This is a genomic window from Mycobacterium sp. (assembly GCF_052145595.1).
Lineage (GTDB): Bacteria > Actinomycetota > Actinomycetes > Mycobacteriales > Mycobacteriaceae > Mycobacterium.
Window position 1 is genome coordinate 12,242 of record NZ_JBKQOI010000032.1, and the last position, 17,188, is coordinate 29,429.

Genomic DNA, 17,188 nt, shown 5'->3' on the forward strand with positions numbered 1-17,188 from the left:
TGTTTGTCAGATCTCGCCTTGTTTACACATTACGGCGTGTGTGTAATCGAGTCCCCGTTGGGTTGATCCGCCGCCGTAGGGCTCCCGCCACGGGGCCGATTACGGCCGATCCAGTGCGGCCGCGAGGAGAGCCGCGGCGGCCTTGAGCAGGCCCCCGGGGAGCGAGTGAGTTCTGCGTTCTCTTCCTTCAGCTGCCCCCCGTCGTCGCCCGTCGTCGCCCGACCAAGAAGGACGGCTGCGGGCGAACAGGCGCGTCACCTACAGTTGTGTCATGCCTACAAAATCTGATCCTGGCGAAATCGGCGATGTGGAGCCCCTGGCCGACAGCACCGCAAGCCAGGCGAGGCGAGTCGTCGCCGCGTATGCGAACGACGCCGACGAGTGCCGCATTTTCTTGTCCATGCTCGGTATTGGGCCGTCGAAACTCGACGCATAAATGGCTCCCAGGGGAGGCCGGCCTTCGACCGAGACATCACAGGCTGAGAGCTTCGGGGATTCCGATTTCGTGGTGGTCGCCAATCGGCTGCCGGTCGATCTGGAGCGGCTTCCTGATGGCACCACAGCCTGGAAGCGCAGCCCCGGGGGCTTGGTCACGGCCCTGGAGCCGTTGTTGCGTCGCCAGCGCGGGGCATGGGTCGGCTGGCCTGGTGTCGCCGATGACGACGCTGAGGTGGACCTCGATGACGAGCCCATCGTCCAGGACGAACTGCAACTTCACCCGGTACGACTGAGCGCCGACGACGTCGCCCAGTACTACGAGGGCTTCTCCAACGCCACGCTGTGGCCGCTGTACCACGACGTGATCGTCAAACCGATCTTCCACCGCGAATGGTGGGAACGCTACGTCGAAGTCAACCGCCGCTTCGCCGAAGCGACCTCACGCGCCGCCGCCCGCGGCGGGACGGTCTGGGTGCAGGACTATCAGCTGCAATTGGTGCCGAAGATGCTGCGCACACTGCGGCCCGACCTGACCATTGGTTTCTTCCTGCACATCCCGTTCCCGCCGGTGGAACTGTTCATGCAGCTGCCGTGGCGCACCGAGATCATCGAAGGTCTGCTCGGCGCCGACTTGGTGGGATTTCATCTGGCCGGCGGTGCGCAGAATTTCCTGTTCCTGTCCCGGCAGCTGCTCGGCGCGAATACCTCGCGCGGAGCGGTCGGGGTGCGGTCGCGGCTCGGCGTGGTGCAGCTGGAGTCCCGCACGGTTCAGGTGGGCGCCTTTCCGATCTCCATTGACTCCCGGGAGCTCGACCATGCCGCCCGCAACCGCGACGTCAGGCGCCGCGCCCGCGAGATCCGGGCCGAGCTGGGCAACCCCCGCAAGATCCTGCTCGGCGTCGACCGGCTCGACTACACCAAGGGCATCGACGTCCGGCTGAAAGCTTTTTCCGAGCTGCTCGCCGAGGGGCGCGCGAAGCGCGACGACACCGTGCTGGTTCAGCTGGCGACTCCGAGTCGCGAACGGGTGGAGAGTTACCAGATCCTGCGCAACGACATCGAACGCGAGGTCGGCCACATCAACGGCGAATACGCCGAGGTCGGTCATCCGGTGGTGCACTACCTGCATCGTCCGATTCCCCGCAACGAGCTCATCGCGTTCTTCGTGGCCAGCGACGTCATGCTGGTCACCCCGCTGCGCGACGGGATGAACCTGGTGGCCAAGGAGTATGTGGCCTGCCGCAGCGATCTCGGCGGTGCACTCGTCCTGTCCGAATTCACCGGCGCCGCCGCCGAACTCCGGCAGGCCTATCTGGTCAACCCGCATGACCCCGAAGGGGTCAAGGACGCGATCGAAGCGGCACTCAACCAGCCGGTCGAGGAGGGCCGGCGCAGGATGCGGTCGCTGCGACGCCAGGTGCTCGCCCACGACGTGGACCGCTGGGCGCGGTCGTTTCTTGACGCGCTCGCAGAGTCGCACGCGCACAGCGCCGTTTAGCGCGATTCAGCTCCGGCCAACCCATGGTGTCGCCACCGAAACGCTGTGATACTCGATGCAGCGCTGAAGGGAGGGCACTGTGAAGCTCCGTCACGGGCTGGCCGCCGGCGCCGGCGTCTTCTCGGCCGTCGCGCTGGGAATCGCGCTGGAATCGGGTGACCCGGCGCACGCGCTCGGACCACCGGCGGATGGCACCTACACCTTCAACGAGGCGGGCGTGTCGGGGGTTACCTGGACGATCACGGCGCTGTGCGATCAGCCATCCGGAACCCGCAACATGAACGACTATTCCGATCCGGTCGTTTTTGCGTTCAACTGTGCACTGAACATCGTGAGTTCGACGCCCGAGCAGATCACCCCTGCCGACAAGCTGCAGAACTTCAACGGCAGGGCGCGGCTGTCCAGCGTTCTTTGGACCTTCAAGGTGGATAAGGCAGACGGCGTGTCGTGTCCGGGCGGCGGCACCGCGCCGTCGACGGAAACCTACGCGTTCAGCGACGAAACGCTAACCGGCACCCACACGAGTCTGCACGGGGCCGAGTGCGGCTTGGAGCCGACGATGAGCAAGCAACCGTTTTCGCTGCAGCTCGCCGGGCCCCCACCCAGCCCGATCCAGCGTTATCCGTTGTACTGCAACGGCATTGCGATGTGCTACTGAAGCCTGGCCTGGGCCGTCGCGGCAGAGCGGGTGTGCTGTCCTTCCGAATTCGATATCGCATGTGATATCGATTCCGCCTTTTGGGTAGGAGAGGTCTGACGGTGCCGGCGTGGCTGGGTGGCCTTGGCTCAGATCGGCGTGATGTAGGCGATCAGCCACTGCTTGCCGATCTTCTTGAAGTCCACCCGCAACCGGCTGCCGTCATAGAGGGGCTGGCGTGACTTGTCGGTCACGGTGCGGTTCATGTAGACCATCACCGACGCCGAATCCCGCTTGGCAGACATGACCCCGACGCCGACGACGTTGGCCTGGACGACCACCTCGCGCTTCTTGGCCTCCGGGATGATCTGCGTGTTGGCGCTCTTCTGGAACTCCTGGCGGTAGTCGGGCGTCAGCAACGGGTAGGCGGCCGAGAGGCTGCGCTCGACGGTCTGGTAGTCGTAGGCGAACACCTCGGGTATCTCCTTGGCGGCCAGCTGGGGCACCACCGCCCGCGCCGCCGCCTCGCCCCGGGTCTGGACCCGGTCCCAGTAGACCCAGCCACCCGCCGCGGACAACCCGACGAAAGCCGCGACACCCAGGTAGCCCGCGACGGCGGTCAGCCAGCTCAGAAACTGCGGCCATCGCATCAGTTGCCCCCGTCGGGATATTTCAGGTCGTAGCCGGTCATCCGTCCCTGATCGTCCTCGTGCACGATGACCCGCAGCCGATAGGGCATGGACGGCTTGTTGGTTCCGTCGATGTCGGCGACGGTGACCCGCACCGATACCAGCACCGACGCGTTGTCGGTGACCGTGTCGATGCCCTCCAGCGCCGCACCGTTGACGACGGCTTCCGATGTCGCGTTGGTGGAGCGGAACAGGCCCTTGAGGTTGTCGATGTTGTTGTTGGCGCCGAGCATGCCGCGCAGCGGGCCGCTGGTGCCGTTGTAGAACCGGTTCACGCTGTCGTCGATGTTGTCTTGTTTGTAGCTGAACATGTTGACCACCGTCTGCGTCGCGGTGTCGACGAAGCGCTGATCTCGCGCCTGTTGGGCCTCGGCGTGCCGCTGCTGGACGACGAGGAAGGCCAGGCCGCCGGCCAAGCCGCCGATCGCCAACAGCGCGGCCGCAAACGAGATCCACCCGACGAGGACGCGGTGCGGCTGTCGCCGTGGCGGCGGCTTGACGGGCTTGAGGCCCTTGACCGCCTTGACGCTGGGTTTCGCCGGCTGCTTCGGGGGGGCCGCAACGCCGACCCCTACCGTGGCGGCCTCGTTGGACTCACTCTTGGCCGGGCCCGCCGCGCGTGACGCCCGCCGCCGAACGCGTTGTGTCGTCGTTTGTTCGTCTGCCACTGCGGGCTCCACTACATCGGCCTTGGATCAAGCATGAGGTCCACCCAATTCTCGGCGCTGGATGCACCGCTAGCGCCGGGCGCGAAAATACCAGTGCCACCCGCCGGGTCGGCGAAGGCTCCGGTGCGTTGGTCATAGGTGGTGTAGGACGGGCCGCTGGCCTGCGGCTGCGGGCCGGGCGCGGCTTCGGGCGCCGGCGCGGGAGCGGGAGCGGGAGCAGGTTGGGGCGCCGGGCCGGTACCCTCCGGCGGTGGCGGAGGCGGCAGCCACTTCGGGTACGGGACCTGGGGCGGCACCGGCGGAACCCCCGGCGGCTGCCACGACGTGAACGGCGGTGGCGGCCCATTGTCGTTGGGGGGCGGCGGATCGTAGGCCGGCTGGCGGTTCGGCATCGGCCCAGGCCCGGGCACCACACCGGGAGGGGGCGGCCCGACGATGGGCGTGCCCGGGTCGGGTTCGGCGCCCGGCGGTATATACGGGAACTTGTTGGGCGGCAACACGTTCAGCCCGTTTGTCACCGGTGTGCCGTACGGGACCGGAGGACCGCGCCAGGGGTTGCGGCCGACCGGCACGTAGCCCTTCGGGTCGCGACACAGCTGGATCGTCGGTGCCCTTTTGCCGGGGAATTCCTGGCAGGGATAGTTGCGGGCACCGCGCACGGTGCTGGGATCGTTCTGGGCGACCTTGCAGTACAAGTCCTTCGGGACCTCGCGCAGCGTCTCGTCGGCCGGTGTGCGCATCAGCGGTGGGGGCAGGAAGCCGACGGCGCATGGGGGCGGGTCGTTCAGATCGAGCTTGAAGTCCAACTTGGCGCCCTCGTCTTGCGGCGCGCCGCCGGCGGCCGTGGTGATCGCGGCGAACAGCGCCGGTAAGACCACCAGCAGGTGCTCGATCGACTTGTGGTAGATGACGCCCACCCGGCCCAGGTTGGCCAGGCTGGCCGCCAGCGCCGGGAAGGAGGGGCGGATACCGGAGAACGCGGTGCTGGCCTCGTCGGCCGCGCTCGGCGCGTTGGCCAACGTCGAGCGAAGCTGCGGGTCGGCCTGGCGCACCTCGGAGGTGAACCGCGCCAACCCATCAGACAGCGACTTGATGTCGGCGCCGGCGCGAATCTGGGCCTGCAGGAACGGCCCCGCCTGATCGATCAATTCCGAGACCTGCGGATAGTTGACGTTGGCCTCGTCCACCAGCAACCGGGCGGACTCGATCAGCCGGGCCAGTTCGGGACCCGAACCGTTGGCCGCGATGAACGTCTCATGCAACAGCTCGCGCAGCCGAGTGTCGCCGATGCTGTTGACCAGCGACTCCGCCCGCTTCAACAGTTCGGCGACGTCCTGGCCGATCCGGGTGTTCTGCCGCTCGATCCGAGATCCGTTGCGCAGCTTGGTCGATGCCGGGTTGCCCGGCGGCACCAGGTCGATGTATTGCTCACCAACTGCCGACACGCTTTTCACGGTGGCGGTGACGTTCGACGGAATGGGAGTGCCGCTGTTGAGCCGCATCTCGGCGGTGACGCCGTTGGGGTTGAGCCCCACCGACTCCACCCTCCCGACGGCGACGCCGCGGTAGGTGACATTGGCGTTCTTGTACAGGCCTCCGCCCGCGACGAAGTCGGCACTGACGCCATAGGTCCCGATGCCGAACGTGGCGGGCAGCCGCAGGTAGAAGATCGCCATCAGGGTCAGCGTGATCGCGGTGATCACCGCGAACATGGCCAGCTGGACCTTGGTCAGTCTGTCGATCATCTGCGCCGCCCCCTATTGCCCTGACGCCGTGCCGGGCGGGATTTTGAACGGGTCGGCCGCCTGTCCGGACAGGTTCGCCGTTTCGCCGACCAGGAAGTCCGGCGGATTGAGGATCTCACTCATATGGGCCATGTTCGGATCGAAATACGCCGTGGTGAAGAACGTCTCACCGAGCCGGCGCAGGGTGAGGTCGAAGGTGGTGAACTCGTTCAGGTAGTCGCCACGCACCGCCTGCTTGATACCGAAGTTGGGGAACGGGAACGTCGGCAACAGCTGCAGCGAGGTGACGAAATTCTTCCGGTTGTCGTTGAGGGCCTTGGCGGCCGAGTACAGGCCCTTGAGGTCTTCGGCGAAGTCCACCTTGGTTTTTGCCAGCACATGGGACGTGACCATCGCCAGCTTCTTCAGCGCGGCGAACGCGTCAACGATGTGATCCCGGTTCTTGTTGAGTACCCGAATCGCTTCGGGAAGCGTGTCCAGCGCCCGGCCCAGGTTGTCCTTGTCGCGCGCCAGGCTCGCGGAGAATCGATTCAAGCCGTCGACCGCGTCGATGATGTCGTTGACCTGTCGGTTGAGTCCTGCCGTCAATTCCGTGAGTCTGGGGACCAAGTCGACGAACTGGTCCTGCCGACCCGCGACGGCCTGGTACGTCTCGTCGGTGATCTCTTCCAAGGCACCGACATTGCCCTTGTTGACCACGACACCGAGCGCCGAAAGCACCTCTTCGGTGGTGGGATAACGGCCCGTGTTGGATTCTGGGATCTTCGAACCGTCGGTCAGCCTGCCGACCGCCGGCTTGTCTTTGGGGCGAGCCAGGTCGATGTGCATCGAACCCAGCAGCGACGTCTGGGCGACCGTCGCCGTCGCGTTGGCCGGCAAAGCCGCATTCTTGTCCAACGCCAACTTCACTGCGGCATAGAAGGATCCGTCAGAGCGCTGTTCGGCGGCAATACCGGAGACACTGCCGACGGTGACATCGTCAACCATGACCGGCGAGTTCTGGGGTAGCGTCGCCACGTCGGGCATTTCGACGGTGACCGAGTATGCGCCACCGCCATGACCGGCGGTCCCGGGCATCGCCAGGGAGTTCAGCCCATTGAATTGACAACCGGCCAGCAGCGCGCTGCCTGCGGCTAAAGCGCTGCCGCGCAACCAGATTCGGTTCATCCGCCACCCGCCTGCTCGGTCGGCGGCGGCGTGCCGGGCGCCTGGCTCGGCGGGGGCCCCGGCAGGGGACCGAACGCCGAGCCGGGGGCGGGAGCAGGGGTCGCGGCAGGCGGCGGGCCCGGAAGGGGGCCGGTCTGCGGCGCCGTCGGGACCAGCAGGGCCTGCAGATCCGTCGGGTTCTGGGCGGGGGGCGAAGTTTGGGCACCTTTAGCCGGTATCCAGGTCAGCTGCGGAATCGGGGTGGCCGACTTGGCCTGGGTGTCCGGGGTGTCGTAGACGATCTGACCCTTGTACGCGGTGATCGTGTTGAGCGGGTGGAACATGAGCGGCGGGTAGTTCACGGCGAGCCGGCGCAGCACCGGGCCGAGCCGCTCACGACAGATCTCGGCGCGCCTGTAGTAGTCGGGCGCTCTCGGTCCGCCGGCGGTCTCGAAGGACCCACCGCAGATGAATTGCACGGGGTTGGCGAATTCGGGTATCGACAACAAGCCGCTCAGCGCGCCCTGCGCGGGATCATAGATGTTGTAGAAGTTGCTGATACCGGGGCCCGCCACGTGCAACACCTGCTCGATGTTGTCGCTCTGGTCACTCAACGTCTGCGCGAAGTCGTTGAGCTTGTTGACCGTATCGACCAGCGTCGAGTTGTTTTCATGCAGGAACCCCCGGATATCCGAGAGCGCGTTGTTGAGCGTGCCCAGGGTGTTGTCCAGATGGCGCGAGCTGTCGGCGAGCACCTGCGACACCGACGCGACATTTCCGGCGAACTGCACGATCTGTTCGTTACTCGCCGACAGCGCGTCGACCAGTACCTGCAGGTCCTTGACCGTGCCGAAGATGTCGCTGCGCGAATCCCCCAGCCGCCCAGCGACTTGCGAGAGCTCGCGCAACGCATTGTGGAACGATTCGCCCTTGCCGTTGAGCGTGTCGGCGGCCTGGTTGATCGCCGCACCCAACGGCCCCTGCATCGATCCCGTCGTCGGACCCAGCTGGACGGACAGTTGGGTCAGCGCCTCCTTCACCTCGTCCCACTCCACCGGGACCACGGTGCGGGCCAGCTCGATGCTTCCGCCGTCCGGCAGCACCGCCCCACCGGTGTATGCCGGGGTGAGCTGAACGAACCGCGCCGACACCAGGTTCGGCGAGATGATGACGGCCTTGGCGTCCTTCGGGATCTTCACGTCCTTGGACACCGACATGGTGATCTTGACGTCGGAAGGCCGCGGTTCGATCGTGTCGATCGAGCCGACCGGGACTCCCAGCACGCGGACCTGGTCTCCGGGATAGAGCCCGACGGCGGACGTGAAGTAGCCGACGATAGTGCGGTTATTGCCTTGCGACGAAAGCGCATACACGCCCCCCACCAGCACCGCGACCAGCGCGATGACGGTGGCGTAGCGCAGCCCCCGGCTGCCGCCCCCTCTAGTCTTGGGCCCCTTGATCATGGTGACTTAGGCCTGATGATCCAGCGTTCCTGGATTAACCCGCGCAGGTAGTCGGCCAGGCTGGCCGGCAGCTTGCCCGGTTGGTAGAAGAAGTCGAACATCGTCGCAAGCAGCGGCGCCGGTATCACACCGTAGACGTTGACGTTGAATCCGGGACCGGAACCGACCACCTCGCCCAGCTCGGTGGCGTAGGTGGGCAACCGTTTGAGGGCCTCGGTGATGTAGTCGCGGCGCTCGTTGAGGTTGTCCAGCACCAAGTTGAGCTTGCTCAGGGCCGGGCCGAACTCCTTGCGGTTGTCGGCCACGAAGCCGGAAATCTGCGTTGAGACATCGCTGATACCGGAGATCAGCTCACTCAATGCCGCGCGGCGCTCGTCGAGCGCGGCGAACAACTCATTCCCGTCGTCGACCAGCTTGTTGACCTGTTGGGCGCGCTCCGACAACACCGAAGTCACCGATTTCGCGTGCGCCAGCAGGCCTTGCAGGGCCTCGTCACGGCGATTCAGGGTGCGCGACAGCGACGTCACCCCGTCCAGCGCACCGCGCAGCTCCGGGGTGGCGTCGTGCAGCGTGTCGGTGAGAACGTTCAGGGCCTGCTCGAACTGCGGCTTGTTCAGGTTGTTGGCGTTTTGACCCAGGTCCTCGAGCGCGCCGGCCAGCGTGTACGGCGTGGTCGTCCGGCTCAGCGGAATGGTGGTCGCCTTGCCGCCGCCGGCCGGGGTCACCGAAATGGAGCGCTCGCCGAGGATGGTGTCGGTGCGGATCCCGGCCAGCGACTGGTCGCCGACGGCGACGTGCCGGTCGACGCTGAAGCTGACCTTGGCGCTGTCTCCGGCCAGACCGACGGACTGCACCTTGCCGACCTTGAGGCCCGACACGTAGACGGCGTTGCCGGGCGTGATGCCGCCGGCGTCGGTGAAGTAGGCGTCGTAGATTTTTCCCTGCGGCCAAAATGGCAAGTTTGCGTAGCCGAATGCGAGCAGCACGACGCAGACCACCAGCACCACACCGAAGATGCCGGTGCGCAGCGGGTCGCGCTCACGCTTTGAACTACTTGACAAAAGCGCACCTCCCCTTGCTGGAATCCACCTGGCCACCAATCGGCAGCAAGATGTCGCTGCCGGCCGGCCCGTTGATCTTGATCGTCACCGAGCAGAAGTAGACGTTGAAAAACGATCCATAGGCGCCGAGAGCGGACAGTCGTAGATAGTCCTCGCCCAGCTGCTCGATGTCGTTGTTCACCTCGGCCTTGCGGTTGTCCAGCTCGGTGGCCAGCGGCCGGGTGTTTTCCAGGATGCCTTGCAGCGGCCGGCGTGAATTCTTCAGCAGCTCGGTCAGATCCGTCGTCGTGGACGCCAGCGGCGGGATGGCGCCCGCGATCGTGTCCTTGTTTTTGGCCAGTCCGGTGATCAATTGCTGCAGCTGGTCGACGCTGGCCGCAAACTGCGCGCTCTTTTGGTCGATGATCGAAAGCACCGTGTTGAGGTTGGTGATCGCGTCACCGATGAGCTGGTCGCGCTGGCCCAGCGCCGACGTGAACGCGCCGGTGTCGGCCAACACATTCGACAACGCGCCACCCTGGCCCTGCAACAACTGGATGACGGCGCTGCTGATCGTGTTGATCTTGTCCGCGTCCAGCCCCTTGAGCACCGGCCGTAGTCCGCCCAACAACGCGTCCAGATCCAGAGCAGGCTGGGTGTGTTGGGAGTTGATCGTCCCGCCCGGTGGCAGCTTGCGCAGCTCCCCCGGCCCCGACGTGATCTCCAGGAACCGGTCGCCGACCAGGTTTTCGTAGCGGATCACCGCGCGCGTCGACGAGTACAGCGTGTAACGCTGGTCGACCCCGAACTTCACGTCGATGGTGTTGTCCGGGTTGAGCTTCACACCCGACACCGCACCGACCGGCACTCCGGCGATGCGGACCTTCTGGCCGGCCTTCAACCGCGACACGTCGGCAAACGTTGCGTGGTAAGTGCTTTCGGAACCGAACCGGAAGTCACCGAAGACCACCACCAGGCCCGCGGACACCAGCAGCATGACCACCGCGAAGATGCTGACCTTGATCACCATCGACCGGTGCGAAGGCATGCCGCGCGCGCCGGCCATCAGAAGTCGTCCCGTTCCGCGAACGCGCCGTGGAACAAGAACTGCAGCGTAGAGGGTGCGTCGAACTGCAGTTCGGTGAACGGCTCGTACGGAATGTTGGCGTTGTCGGTGACCAGGAACGGCGCGCGGAAGAAGGACCCACCGGTCTGCTTGGTCGGGATGTGGGGCAATCCGCGGCAATTCGGACCCCCGGAGGCGTTGACTAGCGGGAGGGCCTCCGGATACGTGTACGACGGCGCGCCCAAGACGAAGCTCGAAGACGTGAACAGACCCGCTTTGCGGACACCGAGCAACGGGGAGAACTCCTTGATACCGCGCTCGACTCCCGCGAACAGGCAACCGAATTCGGGCGAGTAGTCGTGGGCCACCTTGATCGGGGCTCGCAGCCTGTTGATGGCGTCGATGAAGTTCTGTTCAGCGGGCTCCAACGTGTCGTAGGCGTTGTTGGCGAGGCCGATGGTGGCCAGCAGCGTGTCGTTGAGGTTGTTCTGCTGGTCCACGACCGTCTTGTTGATCGTCGGCAAATTGTCGAAGACGGTGTTCAGGTCGGGGGCGGCGTCGGCGTATATGTTGGTGACGACCCCGGTCTTGCGGAAGTCCTCCTGCAACGCGGGCAGCTTCGGATTCGCCTGTCGCGCCAGCGTATTCAGTCCCGACAACAGGGAGCCCAGGTCGTCGCCATGACCACGCAGGCCTTCGGACAGCGCGCTCAGCGTCCCGTTCAATTCGACCGGGTCGATCTTGTGCAGCAGGTTGATGAGCGACTGGAACAGGGTGTTGACTTCCAGCGCCACCGCCGAGGCCTCCACATGCGCGTCCGGACGCAGTGACGTCGGCGAAGGCGCCTGCGGCGGAATGAATTCCACCGACTTGGCCCCAAAGATGGTGTTACCCGCGATGTGCACCGTCGCGTTGGACGGGACGAATCCCATCGCGTCGCTGTTGATGGCCAGCGTCAGCCGCGCCTGGTCGCCCGAGTAGCTGATGTCTTCGACCTTGCCGATCTGGACACCGCGGTACTTGACCTTGGCGCCCTTGTCCATCACCAGCCCGGCGCGCGGCGCCGAGACGGTGACGGTGTCGGTAGAGGCGAAAGCCGCTGTGTAGGAAAGGTAAGTCACGACCGCGAAGGCCACAATCAAACTGGCCAGCAGCGCCGCTGCCAGCCGAGCAGATGTGCGTCGCGATCCGTCTGCCATGTTTCTTTAGGGGGCCCCCTTACCCGGAGAGGTTGAAGTTACCGGACGCGCCGTAAACGGCCAGCGAGATGAACAACGTAATGACGACCACGACGATCAGCGAGGTCCGCACGGCCTGGCCGACCGCAATGCCGACGCCGACCGGACCGCCGCTGGCGTTGTAGCCGTAATAGGTATGGACCAGCATCACTGCGATCGACATCACGATGGCCTGCAGGAACGACCACAGCAGGTCGGACGGGATGAGAAAGGTATTGAAGTAGTGGTCGTAGAGGCCCTTGGACTGCCCGTTGATGTACACCGTGGTGAAGCGAGCGGCGAAGAACGCGGCGAGCACCGACAGCGAGTACAGCGGAATGATCGCGACCAGGCCGGCGATCAGCCGGGTTGACACCAGGTAGGACACCGAGTGCACCGCCATGCATTCGACGGCGTCGATTTCCTCGGCCACCCGCATGGCACCCAGTTGGGCGGTGGCGCCGGCACCGATGGTGGCCGCCAACGCGATCCCCGCGATCACCGGCGCGACGACGCGGACGTTGAGGAACGCCGACAGAAAGCCGGTCAGCGCCTCGATACCGATGTTGCCCAGCGACGAGTATCCCTGCACGGCGATGACCCCACCGGAGGCCAGCGTCAGAAAGGCCGCAACCCCGACGGTGCCGCCGATCATGACGAGCGCCCCTGCGCCCAGCGTCATCTCGGCAATCAGCCGGATCGTCTCCTTCCGATACCGGGTTAGCGCGTTGGGGACGCAGCGCACGGTTTCGCCGTAGAACAACGCCTGCTCACCGAAGTCGTCAACCGGCCCTTGCAGCCTCGCGACCAAGGTGCGCAGCCGGTAGGCGAGGTCGTAGCTCATCGCGCCATCACTTAGCCGAGGTCCGCACGCCGATGGCCGTCATGACCACGTTGATGACGAACAGGCAGATGAACGCGTAGACGACGGTTTCGTTGACCGCGTTGCCGACGCCCTTGGGCCCGCCCTTGACGGTCAGGCCCCGGTAGCAGCCGACCAGCCCGGCCATCAGGCCGAACAGCAGCGCTTTGACTTCGGCGAGAACCAACTCCCGCAGTCCGGTGAGCACGGTCAACCCGTTGATGAACGCGCCGGGGTTGACGCCCTGAAGGAAGACAGAGAACACGTAGCCACCGGATAGACCGATGGCGCACACCAAGCCGTTGAGCAGCAGCGCGACCACCGTCGACGCCAAAACCCGTGGTAAGACGAGCCGTTGGATCGGATCGATGCCGAGCACCCGCATCGCGTCGATTTCTTCACGGATGGTTCGGGCCCCCAGGTCGGCGCAGATCGCGGTGGCGCCGGCGCCGGCCACCACGAGCACGGTCACCACCGGGCCCAGCTGGGTAATGGTGCCGAATGCCGTTCCGGCGCCGGACAAGTCGGCCGCGCCGATTTCACGGAGCAGGATGTTCAGGGTGAAAGCCACCAGCACCGTGAACGGGATGGACACCAGCAGCGTCGGGACCAGCGACACGCGGGCGATCATCCACGTCTGCTCCAAGAACTCGCCGAATTGAAACGGCCGGCGGAAAGCCGCACGGCCGGTTTCGATCATCATTTCGAAGAACCCGCCTACAGCACGGGCGGGGACCGCAAGTTGTTCGATCAACTGGCCACCCCCCTTTGCTGCTCGCGGCGAAGCCTGCATGTCGCCTTTGCGTTGTCTTCGGTCGCATGCGGCTCGGTTTGAGCCGGATCTCATTAACTCAGATGGAAGTTCCCAGTGTCAATGAACAGCATTCTTTGTACGGAGCGTTAATTTGTCCAGGTCAGAGCCATTATGGCATTACCAATCTGACACATGTTCTACTCGCCGGTTTTCCCCCGATAAGTAGCTTTTCCGCGCTTATTGTTCCATCAGGCCGACCGCGGAAAAGTTTCGCTCAGGATCACGCCCAGCAAAGTATTCCCGCAGTGTGCTGCTGAGTTGGGTGGGTTCCCACGCCGGCCCCCCGGCGCTGAATTTGTGCTCCACGGTCGGCGCCGAAACCAGCGTCACCTGGGGGCCGTAAACAATGAACACCTGACCGTTGACCTCCGCGGCCGCCGGGGACGCCAGGAACTTGACCAGGCTCACCACGTGCTCGGGCGACAGCGGGTCGATGCCGCCCGCTTCTACTTCTGGCGCGGCTCCGAACACGTCGGCGGTCATTGCGGTGCGCGCCCGCGGGCAGATCGCGTTGGCGCACACGCCGTAGCGGCCCAGCGCCCGCGCGGCCGTCAGGGTAAGCGAGATGATGCCCGCCTTGGCCGCCCCGTAGTTGGCCTGCCCCACCGGACCCACCAGGCCGGCCTCCGACGCGGTGTTGATGAGCCGGCCGAAGATCTTTCCGCTTGAGTCCTTGGCTTTGGTGCGCCAGTAGGTGGCCGCGTTGCGGGTCAGCAGGAAATGCCCGCGCAGGTGCACGGCGATGACGAGGTCCCATTCCTCGTCGGACATGTTGAACAGCATCCGGTCGCGGGTGATCCCAGCGTTGTTCACGACGATGTCCAGGCCGCCCAGCCCGTCGGCGCAGGCGACCAATTCGTCGGCGGTTGCACGCTGACTGATGTCTCCGGCCACCGCGACCGCCTTGGAGCCGGCGGCATTGATCTCGTCGATGACATCGGAGGCGTCCAGCGCGGTGGCGATGTCGTTGACGACGACGGTGGCGCCCAACCGTGCCAGGCCGAGCGCCTCGGCCCGCCCCAGGCCTGCGGCCGCACCGGTCACCACCGCGACCTTCCCGGAGAGATCGGTCGCGTTTGTGCTGCTAGTCAATTTATGAATACCTCTAGTCTTGGCGCTGCAGCGCGGCGCGCGGACACTCCGCGATTGCCTGTTCGGCCAGTTGCTCTTGGTCGCGCGGGATCGGGTCAAGCTTCACGACGGCATAGTCTTCATCGTCCAGGTCGAAGATGTCCGGCGCGATTCCCAAGCACACCGCGTTACCTTCACACCGGTCACGATCCACGATCACCCGCACGGCACCCTCCTTGAACCTGGCCTTCAATCTGAGCACGCGCCCCATCAGTTTGTTAGCTCCACCATAGGGGCCCGATGCGTCGGGGGGAACGGTCGCTGGATTCCCAGACTAGAACGTGTTACAACCGGGAAGGCGAACGGGTAGCCGTTGGTTGAGCTACGGCGTGTGACGTGGCTTTGATCTAGACAGACGTTGACTTCGAGGACGGCTTGGAATGCGCATCAGTTACACGCCCGAGCAGGAGGAGCTGCGCCGCGAGCTGCGGTCGTACTTCACCACGCTCATGACGCCGGAGCGCCGCGAGGCGCTAAGTTCGGTCCAGGGCGAGATCGGGACCGGCAATGCATACCGCGAGGTCGTCGCGCAGATGGGCAAGGACGGGTGGCTCACCCTGAACTGGCCCAAGGAGTACGGCGGTCAGGACCGGTCCCCGATGGACTCGCTGATCTTCACCGATGAAGCGGCCATCGCCGGCGCGCCGGTTCCCTTCCTGACGATCAACAGCGTGGCGCCGACGATCATGGCCTTCGGCACCGAGGAACAGAAAAAGTTCTTCCTGCCCAAGATCGCGGCCGGCGACCTGCATTTCTCGATCGGCTACTCGGAACCGGGCGCCGGCACCGACCTGGCCAACCTGCGTACCACGGCGGTCCGCGACGGTGACGACTACGTCATCAACGGCCAGAAGATGTGGACCAGCCTGATCCCGTACGCCGACTGGGTGTGGCTGGCCGTCCGCACCAACCCCGAGGCCAAGAAGCACCGCGGCATCTCGATGCTGGTAGTGCCGACGACCGCTGAGGGCTTCTCCTGGACGCCGGTGCACACCATGGCCGGCCCCGACACCAGCGCCACCTACTACTCCGACGTGCGCGTGCCGGTGACCAACCTCGTCGGTGAGGAAAACGGCGGCTGGAAGCTGGTGACCAACCAACTCAACCACGAGCGGGTCGCCCTGGTGTCGCCGGCACCGATCTTCATGGGCCTGCGCGAGGTTCGGGAGTGGGCGCAAAACACCAAGGACGACAGCGGAGCCCGGCTCATCGACTCGGAGTGGGTGCAGCTCAACCTGGCCCGGGTGCACGCCAAGGCCGAGGTCCTCAAGCTCATCAACTGGGAGCTGGCTTCTCAACAAGGTGGGTCCGAAAGTGACACCCTGGGACCTGCTGACGCGTCGGCCGCCAAGGTGTACGGCACCGAGCTGGCCACCGAGGCCTACCGGCTGCTGATGGAGGTATTGGGTACCGGCGCCACCGTGCGCCAGGACTCGCCGGGTGCGTTGCTGCGCGGCCGGGTCGAGCGGATGCACCGGGCGTGTCTGATCCTGACCTTCGGCGGCGGCACCAACGAAGTGCAGCGCGACATCATCGGGATGGTCGCGCTGGGTTTGCCCCGAGCCAACCGCTGAGCTTCTTCTTTCAGGACCCTAAGGACGAGAATTCATGGATTTCACGACAACCGAAGCCGCACAAGACCTCGGTGGTTTGGTCGACACGATCGTGGACTCGGTGTGTACACCGGAGCACCAGCGTGAGCTGGACGGGCTCGACCAGCGATTCGACCGTGGGCTGTGGCGCAAGCTCATCGAGGCCGACATCTTGACCAGCGCGTCGCCGGCATCGCTGGGCGGAGACGGGTTCGGAGTCCTCGAGCAGGTCGCGGTGTTGGTGGCGCTGGGCCACCAACTGGCCGCGGTGCCCTACCTGGAGTCGGTGATGCTGGCCGCCGGGGCGCTGGCCCGATTCGGCTCCGGGGAACTTCAGCAGCGCTGGGGCGTGCCGGCCGTCAGCGGCGAGAAGATCCTCACCGTCGCGCTCGACGGCGAAATGGGTGACGGGCCCGTGCAGGCCGCCCGCGCCGGTGATGGCTACCGACTGACCGGCACTCGCACCCAGGTCGGCTACGGCCCGGTGGCTGACGCCTTCCTCGTTCCGGCCGAAACCGATTCCGGCACAGCCGTTTTTCTGGTCACTGCCGATGATCCTGGGGTAACGGTGACGCCGCTGGAAACGACCGGCCTGGGCAGCATCGCGCACCTGAAGCTGGACGGGACCGAAGTGGACGGCGGGCGAAAGGTCGGCGAAGGCGTCGTCGCGACCTGGCTCGACACACTGGCCACGTTGGGCCGCAGCGCATTTCAGCTCGGGGTGCTCGAGCGGGGCCTGCAATTGACTGCCGAGTATGCGCGCACCCGTGAGCAGTTCGACCGCCCCATCGGCAGCTTCCAGGCGGTGGCGCAGCGGCTGGCCGACGGCTACATCGACGTCAAGGCGTTGCGGCTCACCCTCATCCAGGCGGCCTGGCGCGTGTCGGAGGACATCCCCGCCGAGATCGACGTGGCCAGCGCGGCATTCTGGGCCGCCGACGCCGGGCATCGGGTGGCGCACACCGTCGTACACGTGCACGGCGGAGTCGGCGTCGACACCGACCACCCGGTGCACCGCTACTTCCTGGCCGCCAAGGAAATAGAGTTCGCACTGCGCGGTGCCACCTGGCAGCTGCGCCGGATCGGCCGTGAACTGGCGGAAACCCCCGCCTAGCATCCGGCGGTGGCGAACGTGAACCCAGCGTCACGCTCGAGTTCGACGGACCAACGAGGAGCGGGCTA

General features: G+C 65.5%; 17 protein-coding genes. 5 read left to right on the forward strand and 12 right to left on the reverse strand.

The genetic code is table 11. From position 1 onward, the window contains the following. Positions 1 to 271: 271 nt before the first annotated feature. The 3 genes from ACLP4W_RS02155 to ACLP4W_RS02165 all read left to right on the forward strand — a co-directional run bounded on the left by ACLP4W_RS02155 (position 272) and on the right by ACLP4W_RS02165 (position 2,594). Positions 272 to 436, forward strand: a complete 165-nt coding sequence (locus ACLP4W_RS02155; protein WP_442383666.1) for a hypothetical protein — start codon at positions 272 to 274, stop codon at positions 434 to 436. Next, on the forward strand, positions 437 to 1,936 hold the full coding sequence (locus ACLP4W_RS02160; protein ID WP_442383668.1) for an alpha,alpha-trehalose-phosphate synthase (UDP-forming): 1,500 nt from the start codon (positions 437 to 439) through the stop codon (positions 1,934 to 1,936). 79 nt (positions 1,937 to 2,015) lie between these two features. Continuing rightward, positions 2,016 to 2,594, forward strand: a complete 579-nt coding sequence (locus tag ACLP4W_RS02165; RefSeq protein WP_442383670.1) for a hypothetical protein — start codon at positions 2,016 to 2,018, stop codon at positions 2,592 to 2,594. Positions 2,595 to 2,722: 128 nt separating this feature from the next. Here ACLP4W_RS02165 and ACLP4W_RS02170 read toward each other — a convergent pair whose 3' ends face one another. From ACLP4W_RS02170 to ACLP4W_RS02225, 12 genes are all read right to left on the reverse strand, one after another. Further along, complete coding sequence (locus tag ACLP4W_RS02170) at positions 2,723 to 3,223, reverse strand: mammalian cell entry protein (protein WP_442383672.1); 501 nt, start codon at positions 3,221 to 3,223, stop codon at positions 2,723 to 2,725. After that, on the reverse strand, positions 3,223 to 3,942 hold the full coding sequence (locus ACLP4W_RS02175) for a mammalian cell entry protein (protein WP_442383674.1): 720 nt from the start codon (positions 3,940 to 3,942) through the stop codon (positions 3,223 to 3,225). The genes ACLP4W_RS02170 and ACLP4W_RS02175 overlap by 1 nt, the downstream gene beginning before the upstream one ends. Next, entirely contained in the window at positions 3,942 to 5,675 is a 1,734-nt protein-coding gene (locus tag ACLP4W_RS02180; protein WP_442383676.1) for a virulence factor Mce family protein, read from the reverse strand. Before ACLP4W_RS02180 ends, ACLP4W_RS02175 begins: the two co-directional genes overlap by 1 nt. Positions 5,676 to 5,687: 12 nt before the next feature. Further along, positions 5,688 to 6,842 carry a virulence factor Mce family protein gene (locus ACLP4W_RS02185; RefSeq protein ID WP_442383678.1) on the reverse strand — a complete coding sequence of 385 codons (1,155 nt, stop codon included), beginning with the start codon at positions 6,840 to 6,842 and terminating at the stop codon, positions 5,688 to 5,690. Next, positions 6,839 to 8,284: a virulence factor Mce family protein gene (locus tag ACLP4W_RS02190; RefSeq protein WP_442383680.1), complete on the reverse strand. Its 1,446-nt coding sequence runs from the start codon at positions 8,282 to 8,284 to the stop codon at positions 6,839 to 6,841. The genes ACLP4W_RS02185 and ACLP4W_RS02190 overlap by 4 nt, the downstream gene beginning before the upstream one ends. Next, on the reverse strand, positions 8,281 to 9,345 hold the full coding sequence (locus ACLP4W_RS02195) for a virulence factor Mce family protein (protein WP_442383682.1): 1,065 nt from the start codon (positions 9,343 to 9,345) through the stop codon (positions 8,281 to 8,283). The genes ACLP4W_RS02190 and ACLP4W_RS02195 overlap by 4 nt, the downstream gene beginning before the upstream one ends. Beyond that, positions 9,335 to 10,390, reverse strand: coding sequence for a virulence factor Mce family protein (locus ACLP4W_RS02200; protein ID WP_442383684.1), 1,056 nt, complete (start codon positions 10,388 to 10,390; stop codon positions 9,335 to 9,337). Before ACLP4W_RS02200 ends, ACLP4W_RS02195 begins: the two co-directional genes overlap by 11 nt. Continuing rightward, the gene (locus ACLP4W_RS02205) at positions 10,390 to 11,589 is read right to left on the reverse strand and encodes an MCE family protein (RefSeq protein WP_442383686.1); all 1,200 of its coding nucleotides are present in this window, start codon (positions 11,587 to 11,589) and stop codon (positions 10,390 to 10,392) included. The genes ACLP4W_RS02200 and ACLP4W_RS02205 overlap by 1 nt, the downstream gene beginning before the upstream one ends. A 19-nt stretch (positions 11,590 to 11,608) precedes the next feature. Then, positions 11,609 to 12,451: an MlaE family ABC transporter permease gene (locus tag ACLP4W_RS02210; RefSeq protein WP_442383688.1), complete on the reverse strand. Its 843-nt coding sequence runs from the start codon at positions 12,449 to 12,451 to the stop codon at positions 11,609 to 11,611. Between the two features lie 7 nt (positions 12,452 to 12,458). After that, complete coding sequence (locus ACLP4W_RS02215) at positions 12,459 to 13,223, reverse strand: MlaE family ABC transporter permease (RefSeq protein ID WP_442383690.1); 765 nt, start codon at positions 13,221 to 13,223, stop codon at positions 12,459 to 12,461. Between the two features lie 237 nt (positions 13,224 to 13,460). After that, positions 13,461 to 14,375, reverse strand: coding sequence for a 3-oxoacyl-ACP reductase (locus ACLP4W_RS02220; protein ID WP_442383692.1), 915 nt, complete (start codon positions 14,373 to 14,375; stop codon positions 13,461 to 13,463). A 13-nt stretch (positions 14,376 to 14,388) separates the two neighbouring features. Further along, positions 14,389 to 14,580 (reverse strand): ferredoxin, encoded by a 192-nt coding sequence (locus ACLP4W_RS02225; protein ID WP_442383722.1) that lies wholly within the window; start codon positions 14,578 to 14,580, stop codon positions 14,389 to 14,391. A gap of 214 nt (positions 14,581 to 14,794) precedes the next feature. Here ACLP4W_RS02225 and ACLP4W_RS02230 point away from each other — a divergent pair, with 214 nt between their 5' ends. Together ACLP4W_RS02230 and ACLP4W_RS02235 are read left to right on the forward strand one after the other, a co-directional pair. Next, complete coding sequence (locus ACLP4W_RS02230; protein WP_442383694.1) at positions 14,795 to 15,988, forward strand: acyl-CoA dehydrogenase; 1,194 nt, start codon at positions 14,795 to 14,797, stop codon at positions 15,986 to 15,988. Positions 15,989 to 16,022: 34 nt separating this feature from the next. After that, a complete protein-coding gene (locus tag ACLP4W_RS02235) occupies positions 16,023 to 17,120 on the forward strand; it encodes an acyl-CoA dehydrogenase family protein (RefSeq protein WP_442383696.1) in 1,098 nt (365 codons plus the stop codon). The last annotated feature ends 68 nt before the right edge of the window (positions 17,121 to 17,188 follow it).